Origin of the sequence: Pseudomonas sp. KnCO4 (genome assembly GCF_045344305.1) — a bacterium.
In the GTDB taxonomy this organism is placed as follows: domain Bacteria; phylum Pseudomonadota; class Gammaproteobacteria; order Pseudomonadales; family Pseudomonadaceae; genus Aquipseudomonas; species Aquipseudomonas anuradhapurensis.
Window position 1 is genome coordinate 4,658,556 of the sequence record NZ_CP174199.1, and the last position, 20,410, is coordinate 4,678,965.

The 20,410-nt window shown below is 64.6% G+C and carries 25 protein-coding genes; 9 read left to right on the forward strand and 16 right to left on the reverse strand.

Features of this window, described 5'->3' with window-relative positions; translation table 11 throughout:
- Positions 1-17 precede the first annotated feature (17 nt).
- From ACJA3S_RS21580 to ACJA3S_RS21600, 5 genes are read right to left on the reverse strand one after another with little or no spacing between them, the layout of a single operon-like run.
- The gene (locus ACJA3S_RS21580; RefSeq protein WP_406819939.1) at positions 18-1,001 is read right to left on the reverse strand and encodes a FecR family protein; all 984 of its coding nucleotides are present in this window, start codon (positions 999-1,001) and stop codon (positions 18-20) included.
- The gene (locus ACJA3S_RS21585) at positions 998-1,564 is read right to left on the reverse strand and encodes an RNA polymerase sigma factor (protein ID WP_406819940.1); all 567 of its coding nucleotides are present in this window, start codon (positions 1,562-1,564) and stop codon (positions 998-1,000) included. Before ACJA3S_RS21585 ends, ACJA3S_RS21580 begins: the two co-directional genes overlap by 4 nt.
- A gap of 4 nt (positions 1,565-1,568) precedes the next feature.
- Positions 1,569-1,895 (reverse strand): DUF3325 domain-containing protein, encoded by a 327-nt coding sequence (locus tag ACJA3S_RS21590; RefSeq protein ID WP_406819941.1) that lies wholly within the window; start codon positions 1,893-1,895, stop codon positions 1,569-1,571.
- Complete coding sequence (locus ACJA3S_RS21595; protein WP_406819942.1) at positions 1,895-3,472, reverse strand: PepSY-associated TM helix domain-containing protein; 1,578 nt, start codon at positions 3,470-3,472, stop codon at positions 1,895-1,897. Before ACJA3S_RS21595 ends, ACJA3S_RS21590 begins: the two co-directional genes overlap by 1 nt.
- The gene (locus ACJA3S_RS21600) at positions 3,469-3,774 is read right to left on the reverse strand and encodes a DUF3649 domain-containing protein (RefSeq protein WP_170032554.1); all 306 of its coding nucleotides are present in this window, start codon (positions 3,772-3,774) and stop codon (positions 3,469-3,471) included. The genes ACJA3S_RS21595 and ACJA3S_RS21600 overlap by 4 nt, the downstream gene beginning before the upstream one ends.
- Before the next feature lie 235 nt (positions 3,775-4,009).
- Here ACJA3S_RS21600 and ACJA3S_RS21605 point away from each other — a divergent pair, with 235 nt between their 5' ends.
- Positions 4,010-4,357, forward strand: coding sequence for an HPF/RaiA family ribosome-associated protein (locus ACJA3S_RS21605; protein WP_170032556.1), 348 nt, complete (start codon positions 4,010-4,012; stop codon positions 4,355-4,357).
- A gap of 123 nt (positions 4,358-4,480) precedes the next feature.
- Positions 4,481-4,771 (forward strand): DUF3509 domain-containing protein, encoded by a 291-nt coding sequence (locus tag ACJA3S_RS21610; protein WP_170032558.1) that lies wholly within the window; start codon positions 4,481-4,483, stop codon positions 4,769-4,771.
- A 3-nt stretch (positions 4,772-4,774) separates the two neighbouring features.
- Here the strand turns inward: ACJA3S_RS21610 and ACJA3S_RS21615 are convergent, their stop codons facing one another.
- Complete coding sequence (locus ACJA3S_RS21615; protein ID WP_406819943.1) at positions 4,775-5,245, reverse strand: phosphate-starvation-inducible protein PsiE; 471 nt, start codon at positions 5,243-5,245, stop codon at positions 4,775-4,777.
- 670 nt (positions 5,246-5,915) lie between these two features.
- On the opposite strand from ACJA3S_RS21615, the gene ACJA3S_RS21620 reads away from it, so the two are divergent.
- Positions 5,916-6,179: a YebG family protein gene (locus ACJA3S_RS21620; RefSeq protein ID WP_016497959.1), complete on the forward strand. Its 264-nt coding sequence runs from the start codon at positions 5,916-5,918 to the stop codon at positions 6,177-6,179.
- Between the two features lie 140 nt (positions 6,180-6,319).
- On the opposite strand, the gene ACJA3S_RS21625 is transcribed toward ACJA3S_RS21620, so the two are convergent.
- Positions 6,320-7,339: a Leu/Phe/Val dehydrogenase gene (locus ACJA3S_RS21625; protein ID WP_406819944.1), complete on the reverse strand. Its 1,020-nt coding sequence runs from the start codon at positions 7,337-7,339 to the stop codon at positions 6,320-6,322.
- A gap of 124 nt (positions 7,340-7,463) precedes the next feature.
- On the opposite strand from ACJA3S_RS21625, the gene ACJA3S_RS21630 reads away from it, so the two are divergent.
- Positions 7,464-8,270 carry a SirB1 family protein gene (locus tag ACJA3S_RS21630; RefSeq protein WP_406819945.1) on the forward strand — a complete coding sequence of 269 codons (807 nt, stop codon included), beginning with the start codon at positions 7,464-7,466 and terminating at the stop codon, positions 8,268-8,270.
- On the opposite strand, the gene maiA is transcribed toward ACJA3S_RS21630, so the two are convergent.
- From maiA to hmgA, 3 genes are read right to left on the reverse strand one after another with little or no spacing between them, the layout of a single operon-like run.
- Positions 8,264-8,896 (reverse strand): maleylacetoacetate isomerase, encoded by a 633-nt coding sequence (maiA, locus tag ACJA3S_RS21635; protein WP_406819946.1) that lies wholly within the window; start codon positions 8,894-8,896, stop codon positions 8,264-8,266. The genes ACJA3S_RS21630 and maiA overlap by 7 nt on opposite strands.
- A 12-nt stretch (positions 8,897-8,908) precedes the next feature.
- Complete coding sequence (gene fahA, locus ACJA3S_RS21640) at positions 8,909-10,201, reverse strand: fumarylacetoacetase (RefSeq protein ID WP_406819947.1); 1,293 nt, start codon at positions 10,199-10,201, stop codon at positions 8,909-8,911.
- 3 nt (positions 10,202-10,204) lie between these two features.
- The gene (gene hmgA, locus ACJA3S_RS21645) at positions 10,205-11,506 is read right to left on the reverse strand and encodes a homogentisate 1,2-dioxygenase (protein WP_406819948.1); all 1,302 of its coding nucleotides are present in this window, start codon (positions 11,504-11,506) and stop codon (positions 10,205-10,207) included.
- 174 nt (positions 11,507-11,680) lie between these two features.
- Between hmgA and ACJA3S_RS21650 the strand changes: the two genes are divergently transcribed.
- The gene (locus ACJA3S_RS21650; protein WP_170032574.1) at positions 11,681-12,478 is read left to right on the forward strand and encodes an IclR family transcriptional regulator; all 798 of its coding nucleotides are present in this window, start codon (positions 11,681-11,683) and stop codon (positions 12,476-12,478) included.
- A gap of 241 nt (positions 12,479-12,719) precedes the next feature.
- Here ACJA3S_RS21650 and ACJA3S_RS21655 read toward each other — a convergent pair whose 3' ends face one another.
- From ACJA3S_RS21655 to ACJA3S_RS21670, 4 genes are all read right to left on the reverse strand, one after another.
- Positions 12,720-13,634: an SDR family oxidoreductase gene (locus ACJA3S_RS21655; protein WP_170032576.1), complete on the reverse strand. Its 915-nt coding sequence runs from the start codon at positions 13,632-13,634 to the stop codon at positions 12,720-12,722.
- A gap of 120 nt (positions 13,635-13,754) precedes the next feature.
- The gene (locus ACJA3S_RS21660; protein ID WP_406819949.1) at positions 13,755-14,660 is read right to left on the reverse strand and encodes an alpha/beta fold hydrolase; all 906 of its coding nucleotides are present in this window, start codon (positions 14,658-14,660) and stop codon (positions 13,755-13,757) included.
- A 176-nt stretch (positions 14,661-14,836) separates the two neighbouring features.
- Complete coding sequence (locus ACJA3S_RS21665; RefSeq protein WP_406819950.1) at positions 14,837-15,523, reverse strand: LrgB family protein; 687 nt, start codon at positions 15,521-15,523, stop codon at positions 14,837-14,839.
- The gene (locus tag ACJA3S_RS21670; RefSeq protein WP_406819951.1) at positions 15,513-15,899 is read right to left on the reverse strand and encodes a CidA/LrgA family protein; all 387 of its coding nucleotides are present in this window, start codon (positions 15,897-15,899) and stop codon (positions 15,513-15,515) included. The genes ACJA3S_RS21665 and ACJA3S_RS21670 overlap by 11 nt, the downstream gene beginning before the upstream one ends.
- A 96-nt stretch (positions 15,900-15,995) precedes the next feature.
- On the opposite strand from ACJA3S_RS21670, the gene ACJA3S_RS21675 reads away from it, so the two are divergent.
- Complete coding sequence (locus tag ACJA3S_RS21675; RefSeq protein WP_406819952.1) at positions 15,996-16,892, forward strand: LysR family transcriptional regulator; 897 nt, start codon at positions 15,996-15,998, stop codon at positions 16,890-16,892.
- A gap of 115 nt (positions 16,893-17,007) precedes the next feature.
- On the opposite strand, the gene ACJA3S_RS21680 is transcribed toward ACJA3S_RS21675, so the two are convergent.
- A complete protein-coding gene (locus tag ACJA3S_RS21680) occupies positions 17,008-17,463 on the reverse strand; it encodes a flavodoxin (RefSeq protein ID WP_406819953.1) in 456 nt (151 codons plus the stop codon).
- A gap of 115 nt (positions 17,464-17,578) precedes the next feature.
- Between ACJA3S_RS21680 and ACJA3S_RS21685 the strand changes: the two genes are divergently transcribed.
- Together ACJA3S_RS21685 and ACJA3S_RS21690 are read left to right on the forward strand one after the other, a co-directional pair.
- The gene (locus ACJA3S_RS21685; protein ID WP_170032588.1) at positions 17,579-18,007 is read left to right on the forward strand and encodes a PAS domain S-box protein; all 429 of its coding nucleotides are present in this window, start codon (positions 17,579-17,581) and stop codon (positions 18,005-18,007) included.
- A gap of 59 nt (positions 18,008-18,066) precedes the next feature.
- Positions 18,067-18,684: a hypothetical protein gene (locus ACJA3S_RS21690; protein WP_406819954.1), complete on the forward strand. Its 618-nt coding sequence runs from the start codon at positions 18,067-18,069 to the stop codon at positions 18,682-18,684.
- Here ACJA3S_RS21690 and ACJA3S_RS21695 read toward each other — a convergent pair.
- Positions 18,669-19,604 carry a MerR family transcriptional regulator gene (locus ACJA3S_RS21695; protein ID WP_406819955.1) on the reverse strand — a complete coding sequence of 312 codons (936 nt, stop codon included), beginning with the start codon at positions 19,602-19,604 and terminating at the stop codon, positions 18,669-18,671. The genes ACJA3S_RS21690 and ACJA3S_RS21695 overlap by 16 nt on opposite strands.
- Positions 19,605-19,821: 217 nt before the next feature.
- On the opposite strand from ACJA3S_RS21695, the gene ACJA3S_RS21700 reads away from it, so the two are divergent.
- Complete coding sequence (locus ACJA3S_RS21700; protein WP_200626874.1) at positions 19,822-20,382, forward strand: antibiotic biosynthesis monooxygenase; 561 nt, start codon at positions 19,822-19,824, stop codon at positions 20,380-20,382.
- Positions 20,383-20,410: the final 28 nt, after the last annotated feature.

The window sequence follows — 20,410 nt, forward strand, 5'->3', positions numbered from 1 at the left end:
ATGTCGACTTCAGGCGACTATCGGATAACCGTCAACCGCCCCAGCACGGTCTGCCGCGAAAAGCCCATCACCTTGCCCAGCGAATCCAGCGCCAGCAACGGCTCTGCCAGTGGGAAACTGCCGCTGACCTTGCGCTGCCCCAGTTGGTCGTCGAGCAACAGGATGCGCCCCGGGTAATAGCGCCCCAGGTCTTCGAGCACCTGCGCCAACGGGACCTGGTAGTAGTTCAGCCAACCCTGGCGCCAGGCCAGGCGGTTGTCGCTGTCCACCGTCCCAAGGTCGCCCAGCTGGCCTGCAGCGTAGGCCACCTGCTGGTTGGCCGTCAGTTCGCGCTTTGCAGCGCCCGGCGCCGGGCTTACTGCCACCCGCCCGCTACGCACCGTGACCTCGGCGCCTTCGCCCCGCTCACGGACTTCGAACTGCGTACCGAGCACCCGCACCTCGCCACCTGCTGCTTCGACCAGGAACGGTTCGCCGGTATGCGTGACCTCGAAGAACGCCGCGCCATGCAGCAACCGCACGCGGCGCTCGCCGCGGACAAACTCGACGGCAATCGCGCTCCGCGCATCCAGCGTCACCCGCGACTGGTCGGCCAGTGTCACCTGGCGCAGCTGCCCGGCGCTGCTGTAGTCGGCCTGCAGCTCCTGCAACCACAGGCCGGGCTGCCATCCCCCGGCAATGCCCACGGCCAGCACCAGGCAGGCCGCCAGCGCCAGTGCCGCGAGCCGCTGCCGCCAAGACGACCGGGCCGCTGGCTGGGCCATGGCATCCAGATAACGCTGCAGGCCTGGCTGTTCTTCGCCAGCCAGGCGCGCTGCAGCGGTGCCGCTGGCCTGCCACAACGCCTGCGCCTGGGCGTAGGCGGCACGGTGCGCGGGGTCGCTCAGCAGCCAGCGCTTGAACGCGGCCCCCTCGGCTTGCGCGGGCTGCTCGTTGATGCGGCTGAGCCATTGCAGTGCAGCCCGGGACTGCGCCTCGGTAATCGGCGGTGGACAGCTCATCGACGGGCACTCCCTGGCCGGCGTGGGATGGGCGCGGGCTCGGCAACACTCGCCTTGCACGCCTCGAGGGCGCGCATCATATGCTTTTCCACAGCGCTCTGGGACAGCTGCATGGCCTTGGCGATCTCGCCGTACTTGCAACCATGGATGCGATTGAGCAAAAAGATCTGCCGGGTGCGTTCAGGCAAGGCGCGCAGGGCAGCTTCGATGCGTTGCAGATCGTGGTCGACCTCCACCGCCTGCTCCGGTGCCTGGGCTTCATCTGGCGACAATGCGGCTTCGACCACACGTTCGCGGCTGCCTTCACTGCGCAAGTGGTCGATGGCCAGGTTGCCGGCGCAACGCAGCAGGTAGGTGTCCAGCGCCTCGACCTTGACCTCGGGGCGGCGCCAGAAACGCAGGAACAGCTCCTGGATCAGGTCCGATGCCGTGGCCCGGCAACCGACCCGACGGCTGACCAGTGCCTCCATGCGCGTGCGCTGGGCCTGGAACACCTCGACGAAACGCGCACGTCCAGCGCCGTTGTCGGCGTCCGGCTCGAGCATGCTGCCCTGTTCGCTCATCGGCTCACCCGGCGCATACCGCCAGCAACGGTCCCAGCACCACGCTGGCGGCGGCCAGGCCCAGCAGCAGGCGGGGCTGGTAGGGCAAGCCGAAGACCCACACGGTCGCCGCGGCCATCAGCAGCGCGACCCATTCCACCAGGCCATGGGCCCAGCCACGCAGGTGCACGCTCAGTGCCAGTGAAGCCAGCAGCAGCAGCCAGCCGGCGCCGCGCAGCAGGCGCAGCTGGCCTGGGCGCGGCTTGCGCCCGAGCAGCTCGGCAAAGTGCTTTTGCATGGCCAGGCACAGGGCAACGAGGCCTGCGAATGTGATCAGTGCGATGCCCGCCATCAGCTTGCCTCCGCCGTTTCCGCAGGTGGCGTCCGTGCCGCTCGCGGGGCGCGCCTGGCAGCGGCCTTGGGCCCACGCAGCAGCTTGCCGGCAAGCCAGGCGAGGAGCAGGCCGGTAGCCAGTGCCGTCAGGTCGACGCCGGCCATGGCCCAGTCCCCTGCTGGCAGCGAATGGTTCAGGCCCTGGCCGGTGCTCAGGCCATTGAGCAGCGGCAGCAGGGCAAAGGCCAGTGCGCCCAGGGCCAGTTGCTCGGCCCAGGCCCGGCGCCCGCTGCGCAGCATGGCGTGCACCAGTGCCAGCCCCCAGGTGATGAAGAAGGCGTCGACCTCCCAGTCGGCCCGGCCTTCCACCCCCAAGGGGATCAGGCGGTTGGCCCAGAAGAAAGCGGCAACGGCCAGCAGCAGGCCGCCCATGCTGGCGATGTTGAGTACCTCGACCAGGCGCAGCTCGCCCGGCAGGCGTTCGCCACCGGCATGCTTGAGCTGGCGCTTGCCCAGCCACATCACCAGCCCGGTGCCGATCACCGCTGTACCCGCGATGCCAAACAGGAAATACAGCCAGCGCAACCAAGGCCCGGCGAAATTGCCCATGTGCAGGCCGGCAAAGCTGAACGCGGTCATCATCACCCCGCTCTCCGGCTTGCCCTGGCTCAGCAGCGCCCCCGTGCTGCCATCGAATGTCCAGTTGGCGCTGCGCCGGTAGGCAACGTGGTCGGCTGACGCCTGGGTGAAGGTTACCCGGGCATGGCGGTCGCCAGGGTTCTGCACCTGGATATCGCCAATACGCGCGCCCGGTTGCAGCGCCTGTACCTTGGCGTACAAGCCTGCCAACGGCACCAGCGGCGCGGCCACGTGGGCCGCCGCGGGCGCCTCGTTGCGGCCGAACAGGTCGTTGAAGTACTTGCCGGTGTCCTTGCCGTAGCTGGCCATGATGCCCGCCGGCATGACCATGTACATGAACAGCACCAGGCTGCTGTAGCTGATCATCAGATGGAACGGCAACACCAGCACGCCGATGGCGTTGTGGCCATCCAGCCAGGAGCGCTGGCCCTTGCCGGGGCGGAAGGTGAAGAATTCCTTGAACAACTTCTTGTGGGTGATGATGCCGGTCACCAGCCCCAGCAACATGATGAATGCGCAGAACGTCGACAGCCAGCGGCCATAAGGGTGCGGCATCTGCAGCTGGAAATGGAAGCGGTAGAAGAATTCGCCACCGCGGCTATCGCGTGCCTGCAGCGGCTGACCGGTGTGGGTATCGAGGACCTGGCTGACAAAGCCACGTGGCCCGCCATCGGCGTCGCGATAGCCCACATTCAGGCCAGCTTCGCGTGCGTTGGGCAGGCGGATGAACCAGCTTTGCGAATGACCTGCGTTATCCACCAGGTAACGCTGGGCCACGTCCAGGCCATGGGCCGGGTCCAGTGCCTGACTACGCACTTCGGGCTGGGACCAGTGGGTGATCTCTTCCTTGAAGTACGACAGCGTACCGGTGAGGAAGATGGCGAACAACAGCCAGCCGAAGACCAGCCCGGTCCAGGTATGCAGCCAGGCCATGGCCTGGCGGAAGCCTTCTTTCATAAGGTTTGCATCCGGTAGGCCAGCAGGCTGGTCACACCCAGCAGCACGCTTGGCGCCAGCACGCCCAGCCAGGCGCGCCAGGCGCTACGGCAGGCGAAGCACCAGATGAAGGCCAGCAGGTAGAAAACGAATGACAGCAACAGGCCGGTAAGCGTGGCATCGACCTGTGGCAGCGGCGCCAGCAGCGCAATGCACACGCTGGCCAGGGACGCCAGCAGGTAGCCGCCGAGCAACGCGGCCAGGCTGCGTGAAGCCACGGCCAGGCGATAGCTGAGCGAGAGACCGGCGGTTTTGCGCATCATGGCGAATGTCTGGCGTTTGCGGGAATGCAATACTAATGATTTCAATTCTCATAAGCAAAGGCCTCACGATGGGCCGCCGACCGCCGCCATAACCTGCAACAAGAAATTTATTTTCAAAAAGGGCTTGAATTCGTTTCGCCGTTGCCTGACCTTAGAGTCAAGATACGCAGAAATTCCAAGGGTCTCAAAGGCCTAGGCGCGTCTCCATGCGAGCAAGCTGAATAAGGATTGAATCATGCAAATCCAGGTCAACAGCAGCAACCATTTCGAAGGCAACGCCCGGCTCGACCAGTGGGTCCGCAGCACTCTGCAGAACTCGCTGGAACGTTACGAAGACGACCTCACCCGCATCGAGGTCCACCTGCGCGACGAGAACGGCGCCAAGCCCGGACCGCATGACAAACGCTGCCAGATGGAGGCTCGCCCCAAAGGCCATCAACCGATTTCCGTGACCCACACTGCCACTTCGCTGGACCAGGCAGTCGATGGAGCCGCCACCAAGCTGAACCACGCGCTGGAACACTTCTACGGCAAGCTGCGCAGCAAGCGCGGCGCCCTGGAACTGAATGACCCTGACGCCTGATCGGCACTGCACCAAACGCCCGGCCTCGTGCCGGGCGTTTTCGTTCATGTCGATCAATGGCGCTGAACCAACTGCCGATCACGCCGGTCAACCCCAGCAGTCATTCACTGCAGAAGCACGACCATGAACAACCCATTCGAACGAATCAGTGCTGCATTCGCCCACGAATACCGGGTCAACCTGAGCATCGCCAACCTTGACGGCAGCATCATGCTGACCCTGTCCGACGACACCGGCGTGGTCGCCAAGCGCCTCATCACCCAGGCCCAGCGCAATGACCCGGTGCGCCTGCAACGGGTAATCGACAGCATCCGCCTGGGCCTGGCCATCGAACTCAACCAGAACCCCTTGCAGGTGCTGGCTGCCCTGACCCGCGATGCTCAGCGCGAGCCGCGCCATTTCATGGCCAACTGAGGGCTATTTGCCGTCTTCCACTTCCTTGCCATTGGCGTCCAGTGCCTTGGTCGAGGGATAGCGGTACGAGGCATAGCGCACCACCAGGATCGAGAACGCCAGCAACAGGATGCCGCCGCACAGGTACAGCAGCCCTGCGTCCGGCGCCTTGTGGTGCGAGACATCGCCGATCAGCAGGCGGGTCAGCGCAGTGATGGCCACGTACAGCAGGAAGCGGATCGGCATGTGGTTGGTCTTGAAGTAGATCCCGACCATCGCCCCCAGCTCCAGGTAGATGAACAGCAGCAGAATGTCATCGACGCTGACCCCGCCCTTGCCGAGCATGTCCAGGAAGGTCATCACCGCCGCATAGGCGGTGATCGCGCCAATGCCGAACAGCGCCAGGTAATGGAATGCCTCGACGCACAGGTTACCCAGCGAGTCGGCCGAGCCGTGCAGGCCCTTGCGCAGCTTTTCTGCCCATTTGATGTTCACGATGTTCCATTCCCCGATACGTCTTGAAGGATGATGCGCCACCGGTGTGACGCTTGTGCCATGCAGTTAAAGGGCCAGGCCCTTGCCTTGGAAGGCGACCGATTGCCGCAAGGCACGTTGAGGCGACACGTTTCAGAACGGGCGGGGTGCGGCAGAAAAAACTGCTGCAGCCCAAGTCACTGGCACGATTCTGATGATGACCTCGATGCATGAGCTGGAGATGCTGCGGGCGCTGCTGGAGACGGCACTGGTTCAGGTCCGGATACCTACAGAGCCCCAGGACTTTGCAACAGGCATTAGTGATGTGTTTTCTGGGCTGGCCTTTTCGCGGGCATGCCCGCTCCCACAGGTTCACCTCAGGCCTCAAGGCTTGCACAGTACCTGTGGGAGCGGGCCAGCCCGCGAAAGGGCCGGCGCCGAGAGTCGAGAATTATCAGGGAATTCAACAACGACTACCGACGACATCCACTTCACCGTCGGCAAGACCACCTCCTACCAAGGTGAAAACGGCCCCACCCACTGTTCCGCATCGAGCCCGGTATCTCTTGCAGGGACGCCCGCGCGGCGCTCGATTCAGGCCACGCTACAATTTCTGCTTGCGAAGCAACCAACACTGCCATTACTGTATATGGATACAGTATCAATCAGCAAAAAGGCACAGAGGTGATGAATGGCCGTCGAAGTGGTGTACCGCAGCAGCCGCGACCCGGAGCGCTTGTTCATGGATAAGGCCGAAGCAGACCGTCACGACAAGATGCTCGAACTGGCCGAGCGCCTGGCCGAGGTACTGCACAAGGCAGTGCCTTCGCTGACCGAGCAGCAGGTCGAGGAAGCCGGCATCTACATGGCCAAGAACCGCGATGTGTTCGCCCGGGCGTTCAAGAGCCAGCCGGATGCGTTGGCCGAGTTGCTCGAGGCGCCAGCGGCCGAGTAATAGCTGCGTTGGCCTTGGTAGGAACGGCCTTGTGTCGCGACAGGGCTGCACAGCAACCCCAGCAATTCGTGGCACCTGCGCTGAAATCCCGGGCAGTTTCGCAGCCCTGTCGCAAGGGTGCTTCTACACGCTCGCGGCCATCAGCCGTAGAGCAACCGCTCCGCCAGCATCTGCGCCACCCGCGCCGGCGAGCGTTTCTCCGCCTGCGCATGGCCAAACACTTCGGTCAGCCGCGTGGGTATGCGCGCCAGGTGCGCGGTGATGGTGCCCAGGTCCTCGCCACGATGGGTAAGCGCCACATAGATCAACCCACCGGCATTGATCACGTAGTCAGGCGCATACAGGATCCCGCGCGATTCCAGCTGGTCGGCCACCTGCAAGGTGGTCAACTGGTTGTTCGCCGCCCCCGCCACCGCCGCGCAACGCAGTTGCATCACGCTCTGTCCGTTCAGCACCGGCCCCACGCCACAGGGCGCGAAGATGTCGCAAGGGGTGCTGATCAACGCGTCGTTGGTGACCGGCTTGGCATCGAACTGCTCGACCGCCAGCCGCACCCGCCCCGGGTCCAGGTCGCTCACCAGCAAATCGGCCCCCGCCGCATGCAGTTGCTCGGCCAGCGCATAACCGACATTGCCCAACCCTTGCACCGCAACCCGTAAACCTTGCAGGTCATCACTGCCAAGCCGAAACGACGTGGTCGCGCGAATACCGGCGAATACCCCCATCGCCGCATGCGGGGATGGATCGCCGCAGGCCGTGGTGCTGGTCACATGGGGAGTACTCTGGGCAATGCAGTCCATGTCCAGGGTCGAGGTGCCGCTGTCCACGGCAATGATGAAGCGCCCTTGCAACGTATCGACGAAGCGGCCAAAGGCCTCGAACAGTGCCGCGCGGTTTTCCACATGCGGGTTGCGCATGATCACCGCCTTGCCGCCGCCCAGCGGCAGGCCGGCCAGCGCAGCCTTGTAACTCATGCCCTGGGCCAGGCGAATGGCGTCGGTCATGGCGCTCTCGTCGTCGGCATACGGCAGGTAGCGGCAACCGCCCATGGCCGGCCCCAACTGTTCACTGTGGATCGCCACCACGGCCTTGAGGCCGGTGGGCGGGTCGGTGAACAGGTGCAGCGACTGGGTACGGGTGCTTTGCATCAGTGCGAACATCGACGGGCTCCCCTGAGAGGTGCTCATTCCAGTATAGGCTTGGCCCTTGAGCCGACGCCGCCGCCGGACCACTGGACGAAACCGCGCGCCGCGGCTAATACTCAAGCGTGTGTGGAGAAGCCCCATGAAGCCACGTCAAGCCTGCCTGGCCTGCCTGGAACGCGAACCCGTCGCCTTGCTGGAAGCCGCATTGTGGATTGCCGCCGAGCATGACCGCAGCGTCGAGCCTGCGGCCAGCCTTGCCTTACTGCATGACCTGCAACGCGAGATCAGTGCCAACCTGCCGATGCTGCCGCTGTGCGAGCTGGCCCAGCCACTCCTGCGCCAGCTCAATGCCCTGGGCTTCCAGCAGGATGAGTACCACCCCCTGCGCCCACATGCCGCGCTGATGGACAAGGTGCTGCAGCGCCGTCGCGGCCAACCACTGACCCTGGCCATCCTCGCCCTGGAACTGGCCCGGCGCCTGTCCATCCCGCTTGAGGGCGTGGGCTTTCCCGGCCACTTCCTGCTGCGCGTGCCGGGAGCCGACCACCTGCTCGATCCCTGCGGCGGCCGTCGCCTGTACCCCAACGATTGCCGCGAACTGCTGGCGCGTCAGTTTGGCCCGCAGGTAGCACTGACTGCCGAGCACATGCGCAGTGCCAGCCCCGCACAGATACTGCAGCGCCTGTCACGCAACCTGCGCCAGTTGCACATCAGCAATGACGACCACCTGGCGGCGCTGATCGATGCCGAACGGGTCATGCAACTGGGGCCGGCGCAAGTCGGCGACTATGTGACCCGCGCCTCGCTCTACCAGCATCTGGACTGCCCGCAGGCCGAGCGCTTCGACCTGGAACATGCCTTGCTGCTGACGGAAGACCCGGTCCAGCGCCTGAAGCTGTCCGAACGTATCGGCAAGCTGCCGGCGGCGAACCGGTCCATTCACTGAGCCGGGCAGTCCGGCTGCTGGGCGGGGTGGGCCTTGGCGAACGCCGGGTGCCCGGCTGCCAGGGCGGCCACCCGCAGGATGCGCGGGAAGCCATCGAGGTCGATGTTGAACCGTTCGGCCGCATACAACTGCGGGATCAGGTAGACATCCGCCAAGCCTGGCTCATCGCCGAAACAGAAGCCGTGGTCGCCGATCAGTTGCTCCACCGCCGCCAGCCCTTGGCTGATCCAGTGGCCAATCCACTGGTTGACCTGGGTTTCGTCATGCCCGGCCTGGCGCAGCCGGTTGAGCACACTGACATTGTGCAACGGGTGGATGTCGCAGCCGATGATCGCTGCCACACCGCGCACCTTGGCGCGCGCCTCCGGTGTGGCAGGCAGCAACGCAGGCTGTGGATAAACCTCTTCCAGGTACTCGATGATCGCCGGTGACTGCACCAGCAGCTCACCGCCGTCAGTGCGCAAGGCTGGCACACGGCCCTGCGGGTTGACGGCGACATAGCCAGCACTGCGTTGCTCACCCTGCAGCAGGTTGACCGGCAGGGACTGGTAGGCCAGCCCCTTCAACGCCAGGGCAATGCGCACCCGATAGGACGAGGTGGAACGGTAATAGGTGTACAGCTCCATGCCCCTGCCTCCTCAGTTGGCTGCGATGACCGTGCCGCGGCATTCGCCGAAGCCGATGCTGGCCACGCCATCACGCACGCAACGGCCACGCAGGATGATCTCGTCACCGTCCTCGAGGAACTTGCGTACCTCGCCACTGGCCAGCTCCACCGGGTGCTTGCCGCCTTCGGTAATCTCCAGCAGGCTGCCGAACGAACCCGGCGTGGCCCCCGACAGCGTGCCCGAACCGAACAGGTCGCCCGGCTGCAACTGGCAGCCATTGACACTGTGGTGGGCCACCAGCTGCGCCACGGTCCAGTACATGCTGCGGGTGTTGCTCAGGGTCAGGCGATGCGGGGCCATGCCCTGCTCGCGCATGCGCTCGGTCAGCAGCAGCACCTCGAGTTCGATATCGAATGCACCGGCGGCCTGGTCGCGCTTGTCCAGCAGGTACGACAGTGGCTGCGGGTCGCCTTGCGGGCGTGCTGGCTGGGCGCAACGGAACGGCTCCAGCGCTTCGGCAGTGACCACCCACGGGGAGATGCTGGTCACGAAACTTTTCGACAGGAACGGCCCCAGCGGCTGGTATTCCCATGCCTGGATATCCCGCGCCGACCAGTCGTTGAGCAAGCACAGGCCGGCCACGTGCTCGGCGGCATCGCCGATCGGGATCGCCTGGCCCATGTCATTGCCCTGGCCGATCCAGATGCCCAGTTCCAGCTCGTAGTCCAGGCGCGCACAGGGGCCGAAGCTCGGTTCGCTGTGCCCGGCCGGCAGGGTCTGGCCCTTGGGGCGGCGCACGTCGGTGCCGGACGGGCGAATGGTCGAGGCGCGGCCGTGATAACCGATCGGCACGTACTTGTAGTTGGGCAGCAGCGGGTTGTCGGGGCGGAACAGCTTGCCGACGTTCTTGGCGTGTTCGATGCCGACATAGAAGTCGGTGTAGTCACCGATCTGCGCCGGGACATGCAGTTGGCAGGCGCTGGCCGGATACAACGCGGGCTGCAGCGCCGCCTGGTGCTCGCTGTGCTCGCCCAGCAGCGCCAGCAGGCGTTCGCGCAAGGCCACGCGCGCGCTGCGGCCGAGAGCGAAGAATGCGTTCAGAGCACCACCGCGGGTGGCCTCGACAGCGGCCTTGGCGGCGCCGTCGAACAGGCCGGCGGCCAGCACTGCCTCAAGGTCGAGGATCGCATCACCAATGGCCACGCCACAGCGTCTGGCTTCACCGGGCCGGCTGAAAATGCCCAATGGCAGGTTCTGCAGCGGGAAGTCGCTGTGCCCGTTGGCGTGCTCCACCCAGCTACGGGCAATGGCGGTCTGGTTCATCGGTTATCTCCGGTTCGGGTTGAAGGTGCTCGGCAAGGTGGCCCAGCAACTATCGTAGTCGGCCTGCAATTGCGGGCATTCGAGGGCCTGCAGGCTCGGGCGCAGCACCTGGCTGGTCTCGAACATGAAGGCCATGGTGTTGTCGATCTTGTGCGGCGCCAGGTCGGCGGCAATGGCCTTTTCGCAGGTTTCGGCATCCGGGCCGTGGGCGCTCATCACCCCGTGCAGCGAGGCACCGCCGGGCAGGAAACCTTCGGCCTTGGCGTCGTAGGCACCGTTGATCAGGCCCATGAACTCGTTCATCAGGTTGCGGTGGAACCATGGTGGACGGAAGGTGTTCTCGGCCACCATCCAGCGTGGCGGGAAGATCACGAAGTCCATGTTGGCCATGCCGTGTACGCTGGTCGGCGAAGTCAGGACCGTGAAGATCGACGGGTCCGGGTGATCGAAGCTGACCGTGCCGATGGTGTTGAAGCGCCGCAGGTCGTACTTGTACGGCACGTTGCTGCCGTGCCAGGCGACCACGTCCAGCGGCGAGTGCTGCAGTTCGCAGGCCCAGTGTTCGCCAAGGAACTTCTGCACCAGCTGCACCGGGCCTGCGGCTTCTTCGTAATGCGCCACCGGGGTAAGGAAGTCGCGCGGGTTGGCCAGGCCGTTGCTGCCGATCGGGCCCAGGTCCGGGATACGCAGCGGTGCGCCGTGGTTTTCGGCAATGTAGCCACGCGCCTGGCTGTCGAGCAGCTCGACGCGGAACTTCATGCCGCGCGGGATCACCGCGATTTCCAGCGGTTCGACCTGCATTACCCCCAGCTCGGTGGCAATGCGCAGGCGACCCTGTTCCGGCACCAGCAGCAGCTCACCGTCGGCGTTGAAGAACACCCGTTCCATCGAGCGGTTGGCGCGGTAGATGTAGATGCTGACACCGGCCGGTTTCTCTGCTGCCGAGTTGGCCACCATGGGTAGCCAGCCGTCGATGAAGTCGGTCGGTTCGCTGGGGATCGGCTGAGGGTTCCAGCGCAGGCGATTGGGGTTGATGGCCCCTAGCGGGCCGCTCAACGGCTGGCGCGCCAGGCGCTCGAAACGCGGATGTAGCGCAGACGGGCGAATGCGGTAAAGCCAGGTGCGACGCAGCTCGCTGCGGGCCATGGTGAATGCCGTGCCCGAGAGCAGCTCGGCATACAGCCCGTAAGGGGCCTTTTGCGGCGAGTTCTGCCCGACCGGCAGGGCACCTGGCAGGGCTTCGCTGGCAAATTCGTTGCCAAAGCCGCTGAGGTAGTGAAGGTCGGGTGTCGTGTCGCGATTCATCGATGCCTCCGGGCTCTGGCCGAGCCGTTGCTGGCAGCTGGCTGCCGGTCCCGCTCGGGTCGGCAGCACGTCTGCATTGTTTTTATCGTAATCAGATTACGAATAACGTAATTTGCTCCGAGCAATGCGTCAAGCTATAAAGGCGCGACGCGAAGAATCCGGAAGCAGACGTCCATGGCCAAAGCCAGCTCACCCGCCGACAACGGCAAGCAGAAAGTCCGCTCGGCAGAGGTCGGTACCGACATCCTCAAGGCCCTGGCGCAACTCTCCCCCTCCACCTCGCTGTCGCGCCTGGCAGAGCATGTGCAGATGCCAGCGAGCAAGGTGCACCGTTACCTGCAGGCGCTGATTGCCAGCGGCTTTGCCGAGCAGGATGCGGCCACCAACCATTACGGCCTGGGGCGCGAGGCCCTGCGGGTAGGGTTGGCGGCGCTGGGCAGCATCGATGTGCTGAAGGTTGCCGCGTTGCCGCTGTCGCAACTGCGCGATGAATTGAACGAGAGCTGCTTCATTGCCGTATGGGGCAACCAGGGCGCTACCGTGGTCAGCATCGAGCCGGCAGTACGCGCGGTCACTGTGGTCACCCAGATCGGTTCGGTACTGCCACTGCTCAGCTCATCCACCGGGCTGGTGTTCGCCGCCTACCTGCCCGAGCGCGAAACCGTGGAATTGCGGGACCAGGAACTGGCTGCGCTGCAGCACAGTGCCGCCGATTACCAGGCAGTCCTGGCCGGCATCCGCGCACGTGGCCTGCATCATGTGCACGGGCTGCTGATGCCGGGCGTGGATGCGCTGTCGGCCCCAGTGTTCAATGCCATGGGGCGGATCGCCGCGGTGATGACCGTGGTCGGGCCAACCTCGATCTTCCATGCCGACGAGCACGGCCCGGCGGCGCAACGGCTGCTGGCGGCCGCACGGGAAACCAGCTGGCGCATGGGCTATACCCCTGCGGCACTATTGCCCGATGCGTAAAGGTGAATGTCATAAGCCGCTATTTTTCCTACAGGATCAAGCGCTTATTCTTACCTCACTGGCCGGCATGAAGGGCTCTCCCCCCCGCCTTTCAGGCCTGCGAGGTTCACCGACGTAGATTTTGAAGCTCCTTGATCTGACGTCTCGATTGGCCGCTGCGGCTTGCAGCGGCCTTTTTTATCTGCCCTGAAAATAATCTTCACCTGTGCCCGCGAAGAGGCCAGCACAGCCAGCGAAGGTTTCAGCCCAACGGGTATTTCTGCAGGTTGGCCATCATCTGCTGCAAGGCCTGCAAGCTGTCCTGCGGGTGCACCGCCCCTTCGAAGTCGCCGATGCGTGCCCAGTTCTCCGCCACCTGCTCCGGGGTAAAGCCTTCACGCGGATCGAAACCCACGCCCAGGCTACGCTCCCAACGCACCTTGCCCACCCAGCCGCCGCCCACTTCGAACAGGTCTCCGCTGCCCTGGCACTGCTCGCTGCCCAGGTACACCACCAGCGGGCTGACCAGTTCGGGCTTGAGCCGCTCGAACACCTGGGGCGGAATCAGCCCTTCGGTCATGCGCGTGCCACCGGTAGGGGCAATGGCGTTGACCAGGATGCCATGCTTGCGCCCCTCGATCGCCAGGGTGCGGGTCAAGCCGTACAGGCCCAGCTTGGCCATGCCATAGTTGGACTGGCCAAAGTTGCCATAGATACCTGACGTGGACGCGGTGAAGATCACGCGCCCCCAGTTCTGCTCGCGCAGGTGCGGCCAGGCGGCGCGGGTGACCTTGTAGGCCCCTTCGACATGCACCTGGTAGACCTGCTCCCAGTCGCTGTCTTCCATCTTGTGGAAGGTCTTGTCACGCAGGATGCCCGCGTTGTTCACCAGCACATCGACCCGGCCGAAGCTGTCCAGGGCCTGCTCGACGATGCGCGCACCCTGGCCGACCGACTCATGGCTGGCAATGGCACTGCCGCCAGCGGCGCGGATCTCCTCGACCACCCGGTCAGCGGCGCAGGCGCTGGCACCTTCGCCATGGGTGGAGCCACCGAGGTCATTGACCACCACCCGTGCGCCACGCGCAGCGAACAGCAGCGCATGGGCACGGCCCAGGCCGCCGCCGGCTCCGGTGACGATCACCACGCGATCTTGCAGACGGACAGGCTCGCTCATGCTCATGGCTCCAGGCTGGTTCAGGTCCGCCGAGTGTCCGCCGCCGAAGGCGAACGGACAATCAAGCGCCTGCCGGCTGAATGCCAGGCAATAACGCAACGCGATGGGCGGCAGGCCTGCTCAGGACCAGGCCATCTTCTGCGGGTAGCTGCGCAGCGGTCGTTCGCGAAACACCAGGTAATGACGTAGCACCTGGACCGGCGCCTCGGTATGCGGATAGTGGCCGATACCTTGCAACTGAACGGTGTCCGGCGCCGGCACCAGTTGCCGGTAGCGCTCGACCATGTGCGCGCCGGACAGCGGGTCGACCATGCCATTGATCAAGCGCAGCGGCACGCCTTCGCGTTGCATCGCCCCAACCCAGCGCTCGCGGTGCAATCGGCGCTCTGGCATATAGCCAACCAGTTTGTGCAGCACGCGCGTGCCATGGTTGGCGGTGATCAGGCTCCAGAAATCATCCAGTACGCTTTCGCTGGGATGGGTGCAAGGGCCATAGACCTGGATAAGGTTGTGCACCAGGTCGTCGCGCCCGAACGAGCGTCCTACCAGCCAGCCCACACGGCTGAGCAGGAGTTTCTGGATCAGCAGCATGCGGCAACTTTCCGGAAACAGCCCGCTGTTGAGGAACACGCAGCTGGCGATGCAGGCGCGTTGCTCGTAATGCCGTGCCAACAGTTCCTGGGCCACGCTGCCGCCATAGTCGTGGGCCAGCAGGTGCAGCGGCTGGTCGACCTGCAGCTCGGCGAGCAAGGCCTGCTGCAGGTCGGCCTGCTCCATCAGGCTGTAGACGTGATCGACGGGTTTGGCCGAATCGCCAAAGCCGAGCATGTCGCAGGCGATCACCCGGAAGCGTTGGGCCAAAGGCCGCCACAAGTAATGCCAATCCCAGCTGGCGGTGGGGAAACCGTGCAACAGCAGCAGGGGCTCGCCTTGCCCTGCGGTCCAGTAGCGGATGCGCTGGCCGCGGAAGGTGAAACTCTGTCCCCGGGTACGCCAGACGCACAGTGGAATCTCGGCAATGGGCATCAGAAAGGTCCCGGTGAAGTAGTGTTGGCTGAACAAGGCAAGGCGGCGCTCATTGCATGTCACCTCGGCACTTACATGTGCTCTCTGAGTCGAGGCTGAGTCTAGCCAGCAGCCCCGGGCCTTGAACTTGCGTTGCCAGCCAGCTTGATGACTGAGCGAGTCAGTGGCACGAACGGTCAGAGCAGCATGGCCAGCAGCGGTGCCGCGAACAGGTTCAGCAGGCCGGTCAGGACCATTACCAGGCCCGCCACCGAACCCTCCTCGCGGCCCACCTCGTGCGCCCGGCTGACTCCCGCGCCATGGGCACCGACACCGAACAGCGCCCCCCGCGCCAGCGGCGTACGCAACGGCAACCAGCGCAGCAGAACGCCGCCGAACATGGCCCCGAGCACGCCGGTGAACATCACGAATACCGCAGTCAGCTCCGGTACGCCACCGAGGTCGTGCGCCAGCGGCATGGCAAAAGGCGTGGTGATCGAGCGCGGCACCAACGACAAGCTGGTCGCACTGTCCAGCGCGAGCAGATGAGCCAGCCCCCAGGAACTGCCGATCGAGGCACTGCTGCCGGCAACCATGCCCAGCATCAGTGCCGGCCAGTGGCGCGCGAGCATGGCCCGCTGCTGCCAGATCGGCACCGCGAAGGCCACGGTCACCGGGCCGAGCACACTCATCAGCCAATGGGTATTGCGGGCATATTCGGCATAGGCGGTGTGCAGCGGCACCGCCACCGCCAGCAGCAGGACCGGCACCAGGATCAGCGGCGACAGCAGGTAGCGGCCACTGCGCCGGTACAACCAGCGGCTGCCCAGATAGGCCAGCAGGGTCAGGGCGAGCCAGAACAGCGGCATGGGTTCAAGGCTCATGGCGCAAACTCCAGCGGCACACCAGCTCCACGGTCAATGCGGTCACCACCATCACCATCAAAGTGCTCACGGCGATCACCAACAAGATGCGCCAGCCTTCGTCACGGATCAGCGCGCCGTAATCGAGCAGGCTCATCAGCGCCGGAATGAAAAACAGCAGCATTTCGGCCATCAGCCAGCCTGCTCCCAATTGCAGCATGGCCGGCTTGAGCACACCTGAAGCGAACAGCAACAACAGCAGTGCCAGGCCCATCACACCGGCCGGTATCGGCCAGCCCAGCCAGGCGGCAAGCTGGCCGCCGAACAGGAACAGGGAACACAGGATCGCCAGTTCGAGCAGCAGGCGCAGGGCTTTTTTCAGTAACGCGGGTTTCATGGGGGAGTCCTCGACAGGCCCTCATTTTAAGATTCGGCTGCCTAGGCCAGAAGCGAATTGTTAGACTACAGGCCATTCCAAAATGGAATTGCGATCATGGAATTCAAACAGCTGCGCAGCTTTATCGAAGTCGTCCACCGCGGTGGTTTCACCCAGGCGGCGCAAAGCCTGCACATCAGCCAGTCGGCCGTCAGCAAGCAAGTTGCCCAACTGGAGCAAGATCTGGGCCAGCCACTGCTGGAGCGCCAGGCTTCACAACTGCACCTGACGGCGGCCGGGCGCATCGTGCTCGAGCGTGGCGAAGCCTTGCTGCGCCAACGCCAGGCACTGCTGGGCGAACTGGACGACCTCAGCCAGATGGGCCGCGGCGAACTGCGCCTGGGCTTGCCGATGCTGGGCAGCGACGCGCTGTTTGCCGGGTTGTTCGCCGAGTATCGGCGTCGCCACCCGAACATCGCCATCCAACTGCTCGAGGGCGGTAGCCGCAGTGTCGAGCAGGCAGTCAGGAGTGGCGAGCTGGAGCTGGGTGGCAGCCTGACACCTGCTGACGAGGCGTTTGACTACCAGCCCTTCTGCAATGAGCCACTGGATGCCCTGCTACCGGCCGGCCACGCACTGGCGGGCCAGGACGGAGTAGACCTGCAGCAGCTGGCCGACACGCCGTTTCTGCTTTACCAGCGCAGCTTCGTGCTCAATGACCGGTTGCTGAAGGCGTGCCAGCAACAAGGCTTCACCCCCAAGGAAGGCGGTCGCAGTGGCCAGGCAGACTTCCTTGCCGCGCTGGTGGCGGCGGGCCAGGGTGTGGTCCTGCTGCCCCGTGTAGTGGCAAAAGCGCTGCAACGCCCTGGGGTAGTGCGTTTGCCGCTACGCTCGCCAGAGGATCTGCGGTGGGACATCGCCTTCATCTGGCGGCGCGGGGCGTACCTGTCACGGGCAGCACAGGCGTGGTTGGCATTGGTGAACGAGCGGCCGGCGCTCGACCGCCAGCAATGAGTGGCCCTTGCTGGCCGCCTCGCGGGTAAAACCGCCCCCACCCCTATTCAGCGGCTATGAGGTTCCTGCGGGAGCGGGCTCACCCGCAAAAGGCCGGTACTGGCGACAGAAAACGTCAGGCTTGCAGTACAGCAGCCAACTCGGCCAGCCACGGCTCGGCATCCGCTTCGGGGGTCACCGTCTCACTGGCGTCCAGGCGCAGCATCGGCTGTACTTCCCGCACGCCCAGCTCGGCGAACAGCTCGCGCATTTGCTCACCGCCACCACAATAGGTATCGCCATAGCTGGAGTCGCCCAGCGCGATCACCGCTCCCGGCAGGCCGCGCCAGGCCGCTGGCAGCGTATCGCGGATGCTGGAGTACAACGGCATGAGGCTGTCCGGCAGTTCGCCCATGCCGGTGGTCGAGGTGACAGCCAGCAGTGCATCGGGGGCGAAACCTTCGAGGTCCTGCAGGGTGGCGCGCGCCGCATGCCAGGCTTCCAGGCCCGCGGCCTTGAGCAGTGCTTCTGCGTGACGGGCGACTTCTTCGGCGGTGCCGTAGACCGATCCGGAAATAATGGCGACTTTCATCAAGTAGAGGATTCCGAAACTGAGTGAAAACGTAGGATACTAGCATTCAGCGCTGGCAAAAGGCCGCCTCTACTCTATTCGCCATCTACCGCCCTTCTTCGCCAATGGCCCGAACATGATCAACGCGCAACTACTGCAATCCATGGTCGATGCGTCCAATGACGGGATCGTGGTCGCCGAACAGGAAGGCGACGACACCATCCTCATCTACGTGAACGCTGCCTTCGAACGCCTGACCGGTTATAGCCGTGACGAGATCCTTTATCAGGACTGTCGCTTCCTGCAGGCCGATGACCGCGACCAGCTTGGCCGCGCCCGCATTCGCAAGGCACTGGCCGAAGGCCGGCCGTGCCGCGAAGTACTGCGCAACTACCGCAAGGATGGCAGCGCTTTCTGGAATGAACTGTCGATCACCCCGGTCAGGCACGACGCCGAACAGCGCACCTACTTCATCGGTATCCAGAAAGACGTCAGCCGCCAGGTCGAACTGGAGCGCGAGCTGGCCGAAATGCGCGCTCGTCCGAAACCCGACGAACGCAGCTGAACCAAGCGCGACGCTCGCGGTCAATCGCGTTGAAGAAATTGTCACCCTCGAGTTCGATCATGCAAGCAGAAGCGCTCCTGACTCAGGACGAGCTGGACTTCATACAGAGCATGCAGCATTCGCCGCAACTGAACCTGGCCGACCCCATGTCGAGCCTGCTGGTCAATGGCGACCGCCGAATCCAGAGTTTGCTCACCCGTCTGGTAGCCAACGAACAAGTCACCTTGCAGGCCCAGTTCAACAACCAGCAGATCAGCTTCCCGCTGCAACTGGTGGAAGACGAGTTCCATGCCCTGCACCTGCAACTGGGCTCGCCGGAAATCTACGAAGACGGCCCCAGCTTGCGTCCGTGGCGCCTGTCGTTGGAGCAGCCGTGCGCCTTGCTCGATGCCCAAGGCCAGGACAGCGGCTTGTGGGTGCGTGACATATCGTTCAAAGGTACGCTGCTGGAAATCCGTGGCCTGCCTGCCGCGCCCGCCCGTTTCGAACTACGCTTCGCCCCCGAAGGCATCAACCCCATCGAACTGCTGGGCGTATTGAGCCGGCGCATCGGCCCGGACCTGGCCGCCTACGACCTCAGCCAAAGCTCGGCAGAAGAGATCGAACGCCTGCGCGACTACATTCTGCAAGCCCACCGCCGGGCTCACCCCGAGCTGCATACTCAAGTATCGAGCTGACCGGCCAGAAATTGCCGCAATCGCTGGCGCATCACACTGCCCTGCGCCCCCAGGCAGACTATCGGGCTGCCTGCCAGGCTGTCCTGGGCCAGCTCCGCCGCTTCACCAGCCAGTAGCAACGGGCATTCCAGCCCAGCCACCAGGCGCGCCAGGCGCCGACCGAGTTCTGTGGTAAGGGTCTGGTGGGAAAACAGCACCAGGGCATCCGCTTTCACGCGTTCGCAGACCAGCGCCAGCTCCGCCAGCGGTTGGCCGTTGGGCAACAGGGTAACCCCCACTTCGTCATTGCCTAGCATCAGGCTGGTCACCAGCAATTCCAGCTCGTGACATTGCCCCGGAAGCGGCGCCAGCAGCACCGTGCGCCGGCGCGGTGCCTGGGCAAGCTGCAAGCGGGCGAATACCCGCCCACGCAGGAACTGGTCAAGGAACAGCCACTCGCTGGCCTGCCCGTAACTGCCCTGCCCGACCGCAAGGTCATGCCACACCGGCATGAACACTTCGCTGAATACCTGGTCCAGGGTAGTTGCCGCGAAGACCTCGTTGAACAAGCGGTCCAGGCCCGCCGCGTCAAACCGTTGCAGCGCCTGGCGAATCTGCTGCTGCCAACGCGCCCAGGCGTCCGTCACCCCGCCCGTCGGCGCGGCCAGGGCATGGTCGCGCGCGAGAATGCTGGCGACCTTGCTCACCGCCACGCCGCGCTCCAGCCAGCCAAGGATGCGCCGCACGTCATCGATGTCGGCCTGCGAATACAGGCGATGGCCACTGTCGGTGCGGGTTGGCTGGATCAGGCCATAGCGGCGTTCCCAGGCGCGCAAGGTTACGGCATTGACGCCGGTCAGGCGGGAAACCTCACGGATCGGAAACAGGTCCTGCTGCATCAGGCCCGCATCAATCATTGGATTACGTCCCTGTTCGTTCATCTTCACGGAGTACCCTGTGGGCGGAAGTCGAGCACTAGTCTACTACGCCGTCGATGGCCACAGGGATCGACCGTTTGCCGGCTGACATTTGCCGATGCCCGCCGATACGCGATAATCCGCGCCCGATTCTTGCATGCACGCCTGTGTCGCCCACTACCCCGGGCGCTTCAGCCAGAAGGGCCAGCTACCCGCCAGCCCTGTTGCCAGGAGATACACGATGTCTACCCCACCCGTCACCCTGATGGTGTCGCGCCGCGCCGCCCACGGCCGCTACCAGGACCTGCTGGCCTGGCTGCATGAAGGCGAGCAGTTGGCTACCGACTTCCCCGGCTACCTCGGCTCCGGCATCCTCGCCCCACCCAGCGATGGCGATGAGTTCCAGATCATCTTCCGCTTCAGTGACGAACCCACACTGCATGCCTGGGAGCACTCCGCTTCGCGCCGGGCCTGGTTGCAACGTGGCAACGGCCTGTTTGAACGCCCCAGAGAAGCGCGCGTAAGCGGCATTGATGACTGGTTTGGCACCAACATGGTGCAAAAACCGCCGCGTTGGAAGCAGGCCGTAGCCATCTGGCTGGCGTTTTTCCCGGTTTCGCTGGTGTTCAACCTGGTGTTCGGCCACTGGCTGGCAGCGCTGGACCTGGTGCCTCGGGTACTGCTCAGCACCCTGGCCCTGACGCCTGTGATGGTCTACCTGTTCATCCCGCTGTCCACCCGCCTGCTGGCCGGCTGGCTTCAGGCCGCGCCGCGCGGTGGAGCAGTCCTGCGCAGCCGCTGAGCGCAGCGGTACAAGAGGAAAATTCTTG

What these genes read in the sequence shown, in the direction of transcription:
- ACJA3S_RS21700 (WP_200626874.1), top strand. Translation starts at nt 19,822, where the DNA reads ATGTCTACCCCACCCGTCACCCTGATGGTGTCGCGCCGCGCCGCCCAC.
- ACJA3S_RS21610 (WP_170032558.1), top strand. Translation starts at nt 4,481, where the DNA reads ATGAACAACCCATTCGAACGAATCAGTGCTGCATTCGCCCACGAATAC.
- ACJA3S_RS21655 (WP_170032576.1), bottom strand. Translation starts at nt 13,634, where the DNA reads ATGAGCGAGCCTGTCCGTCTGCAAGATCGCGTGGTGATCGTCACCGGA.
- ACJA3S_RS21590 (WP_406819941.1), bottom strand. Translation starts at nt 1,895, where the DNA reads ATGGCGGGCATCGCACTGATCACATTCGCAGGCCTCGTTGCCCTGTGC.
- ACJA3S_RS21580 (WP_406819939.1), bottom strand. Translation starts at nt 1,001, where the DNA reads ATGAGCTGTCCACCGCCGATTACCGAGGCGCAGTCCCGGGCTGCACTG.
- ACJA3S_RS21665 (WP_406819950.1), bottom strand. Translation starts at nt 15,523, where the DNA reads ATGAGCCTTGAACCCATGCCGCTGTTCTGGCTCGCCCTGACCCTGCTG.
- ACJA3S_RS21600 (WP_170032554.1), bottom strand. Translation starts at nt 3,774, where the DNA reads ATGATGCGCAAAACCGCCGGTCTCTCGCTCAGCTATCGCCTGGCCGTG.
- ACJA3S_RS21630 (WP_406819945.1), top strand. Translation starts at nt 7,464, where the DNA reads ATGAAGCCACGTCAAGCCTGCCTGGCCTGCCTGGAACGCGAACCCGTC.
- ACJA3S_RS21585 (WP_406819940.1), bottom strand. Translation starts at nt 1,564, where the DNA reads ATGAGCGAACAGGGCAGCATGCTCGAGCCGGACGCCGACAACGGCGCT.
- ACJA3S_RS21695 (WP_406819955.1), bottom strand. Translation starts at nt 19,604, where the DNA reads ATGAACGAACAGGGACGTAATCCAATGATTGATGCGGGCCTGATGCAG.
- ACJA3S_RS21680 (WP_406819953.1), bottom strand. Translation starts at nt 17,463, where the DNA reads ATGAAAGTCGCCATTATTTCCGGATCGGTCTACGGCACCGCCGAAGAA.
- ACJA3S_RS21620 (WP_016497959.1), top strand. Translation starts at nt 5,916, where the DNA reads ATGGCCGTCGAAGTGGTGTACCGCAGCAGCCGCGACCCGGAGCGCTTG.
- ACJA3S_RS21625 (WP_406819944.1), bottom strand. Translation starts at nt 7,339, where the DNA reads ATGTTCGCACTGATGCAAAGCACCCGTACCCAGTCGCTGCACCTGTTC.
- ACJA3S_RS21650 (WP_170032574.1), top strand. Translation starts at nt 11,681, where the DNA reads ATGGCCAAAGCCAGCTCACCCGCCGACAACGGCAAGCAGAAAGTCCGC.
- ACJA3S_RS21660 (WP_406819949.1), bottom strand. Translation starts at nt 14,660, where the DNA reads ATGCCCATTGCCGAGATTCCACTGTGCGTCTGGCGTACCCGGGGACAG.
- ACJA3S_RS21690 (WP_406819954.1), top strand. Translation starts at nt 18,067, where the DNA reads ATGCAAGCAGAAGCGCTCCTGACTCAGGACGAGCTGGACTTCATACAG.
- fahA (WP_406819947.1), bottom strand. Translation starts at nt 10,201, where the DNA reads ATGAACCAGACCGCCATTGCCCGTAGCTGGGTGGAGCACGCCAACGGG.
- maiA (WP_406819946.1), bottom strand. Translation starts at nt 8,896, where the DNA reads ATGGAGCTGTACACCTATTACCGTTCCACCTCGTCCTATCGGGTGCGC.
- ACJA3S_RS21675 (WP_406819952.1), top strand. Translation starts at nt 15,996, where the DNA reads ATGGAATTCAAACAGCTGCGCAGCTTTATCGAAGTCGTCCACCGCGGT.
- ACJA3S_RS21670 (WP_406819951.1), bottom strand. Translation starts at nt 15,899, where the DNA reads ATGAAACCCGCGTTACTGAAAAAAGCCCTGCGCCTGCTGCTCGAACTG.
- ACJA3S_RS21595 (WP_406819942.1), bottom strand. Translation starts at nt 3,472, where the DNA reads ATGAAAGAAGGCTTCCGCCAGGCCATGGCCTGGCTGCATACCTGGACC.
- hmgA (WP_406819948.1), bottom strand. Translation starts at nt 11,506, where the DNA reads ATGAATCGCGACACGACACCCGACCTTCACTACCTCAGCGGCTTTGGC.
- ACJA3S_RS21605 (WP_170032556.1), top strand. Translation starts at nt 4,010, where the DNA reads ATGCAAATCCAGGTCAACAGCAGCAACCATTTCGAAGGCAACGCCCGG.
- ACJA3S_RS21685 (WP_170032588.1), top strand. Translation starts at nt 17,579, where the DNA reads ATGATCAACGCGCAACTACTGCAATCCATGGTCGATGCGTCCAATGAC.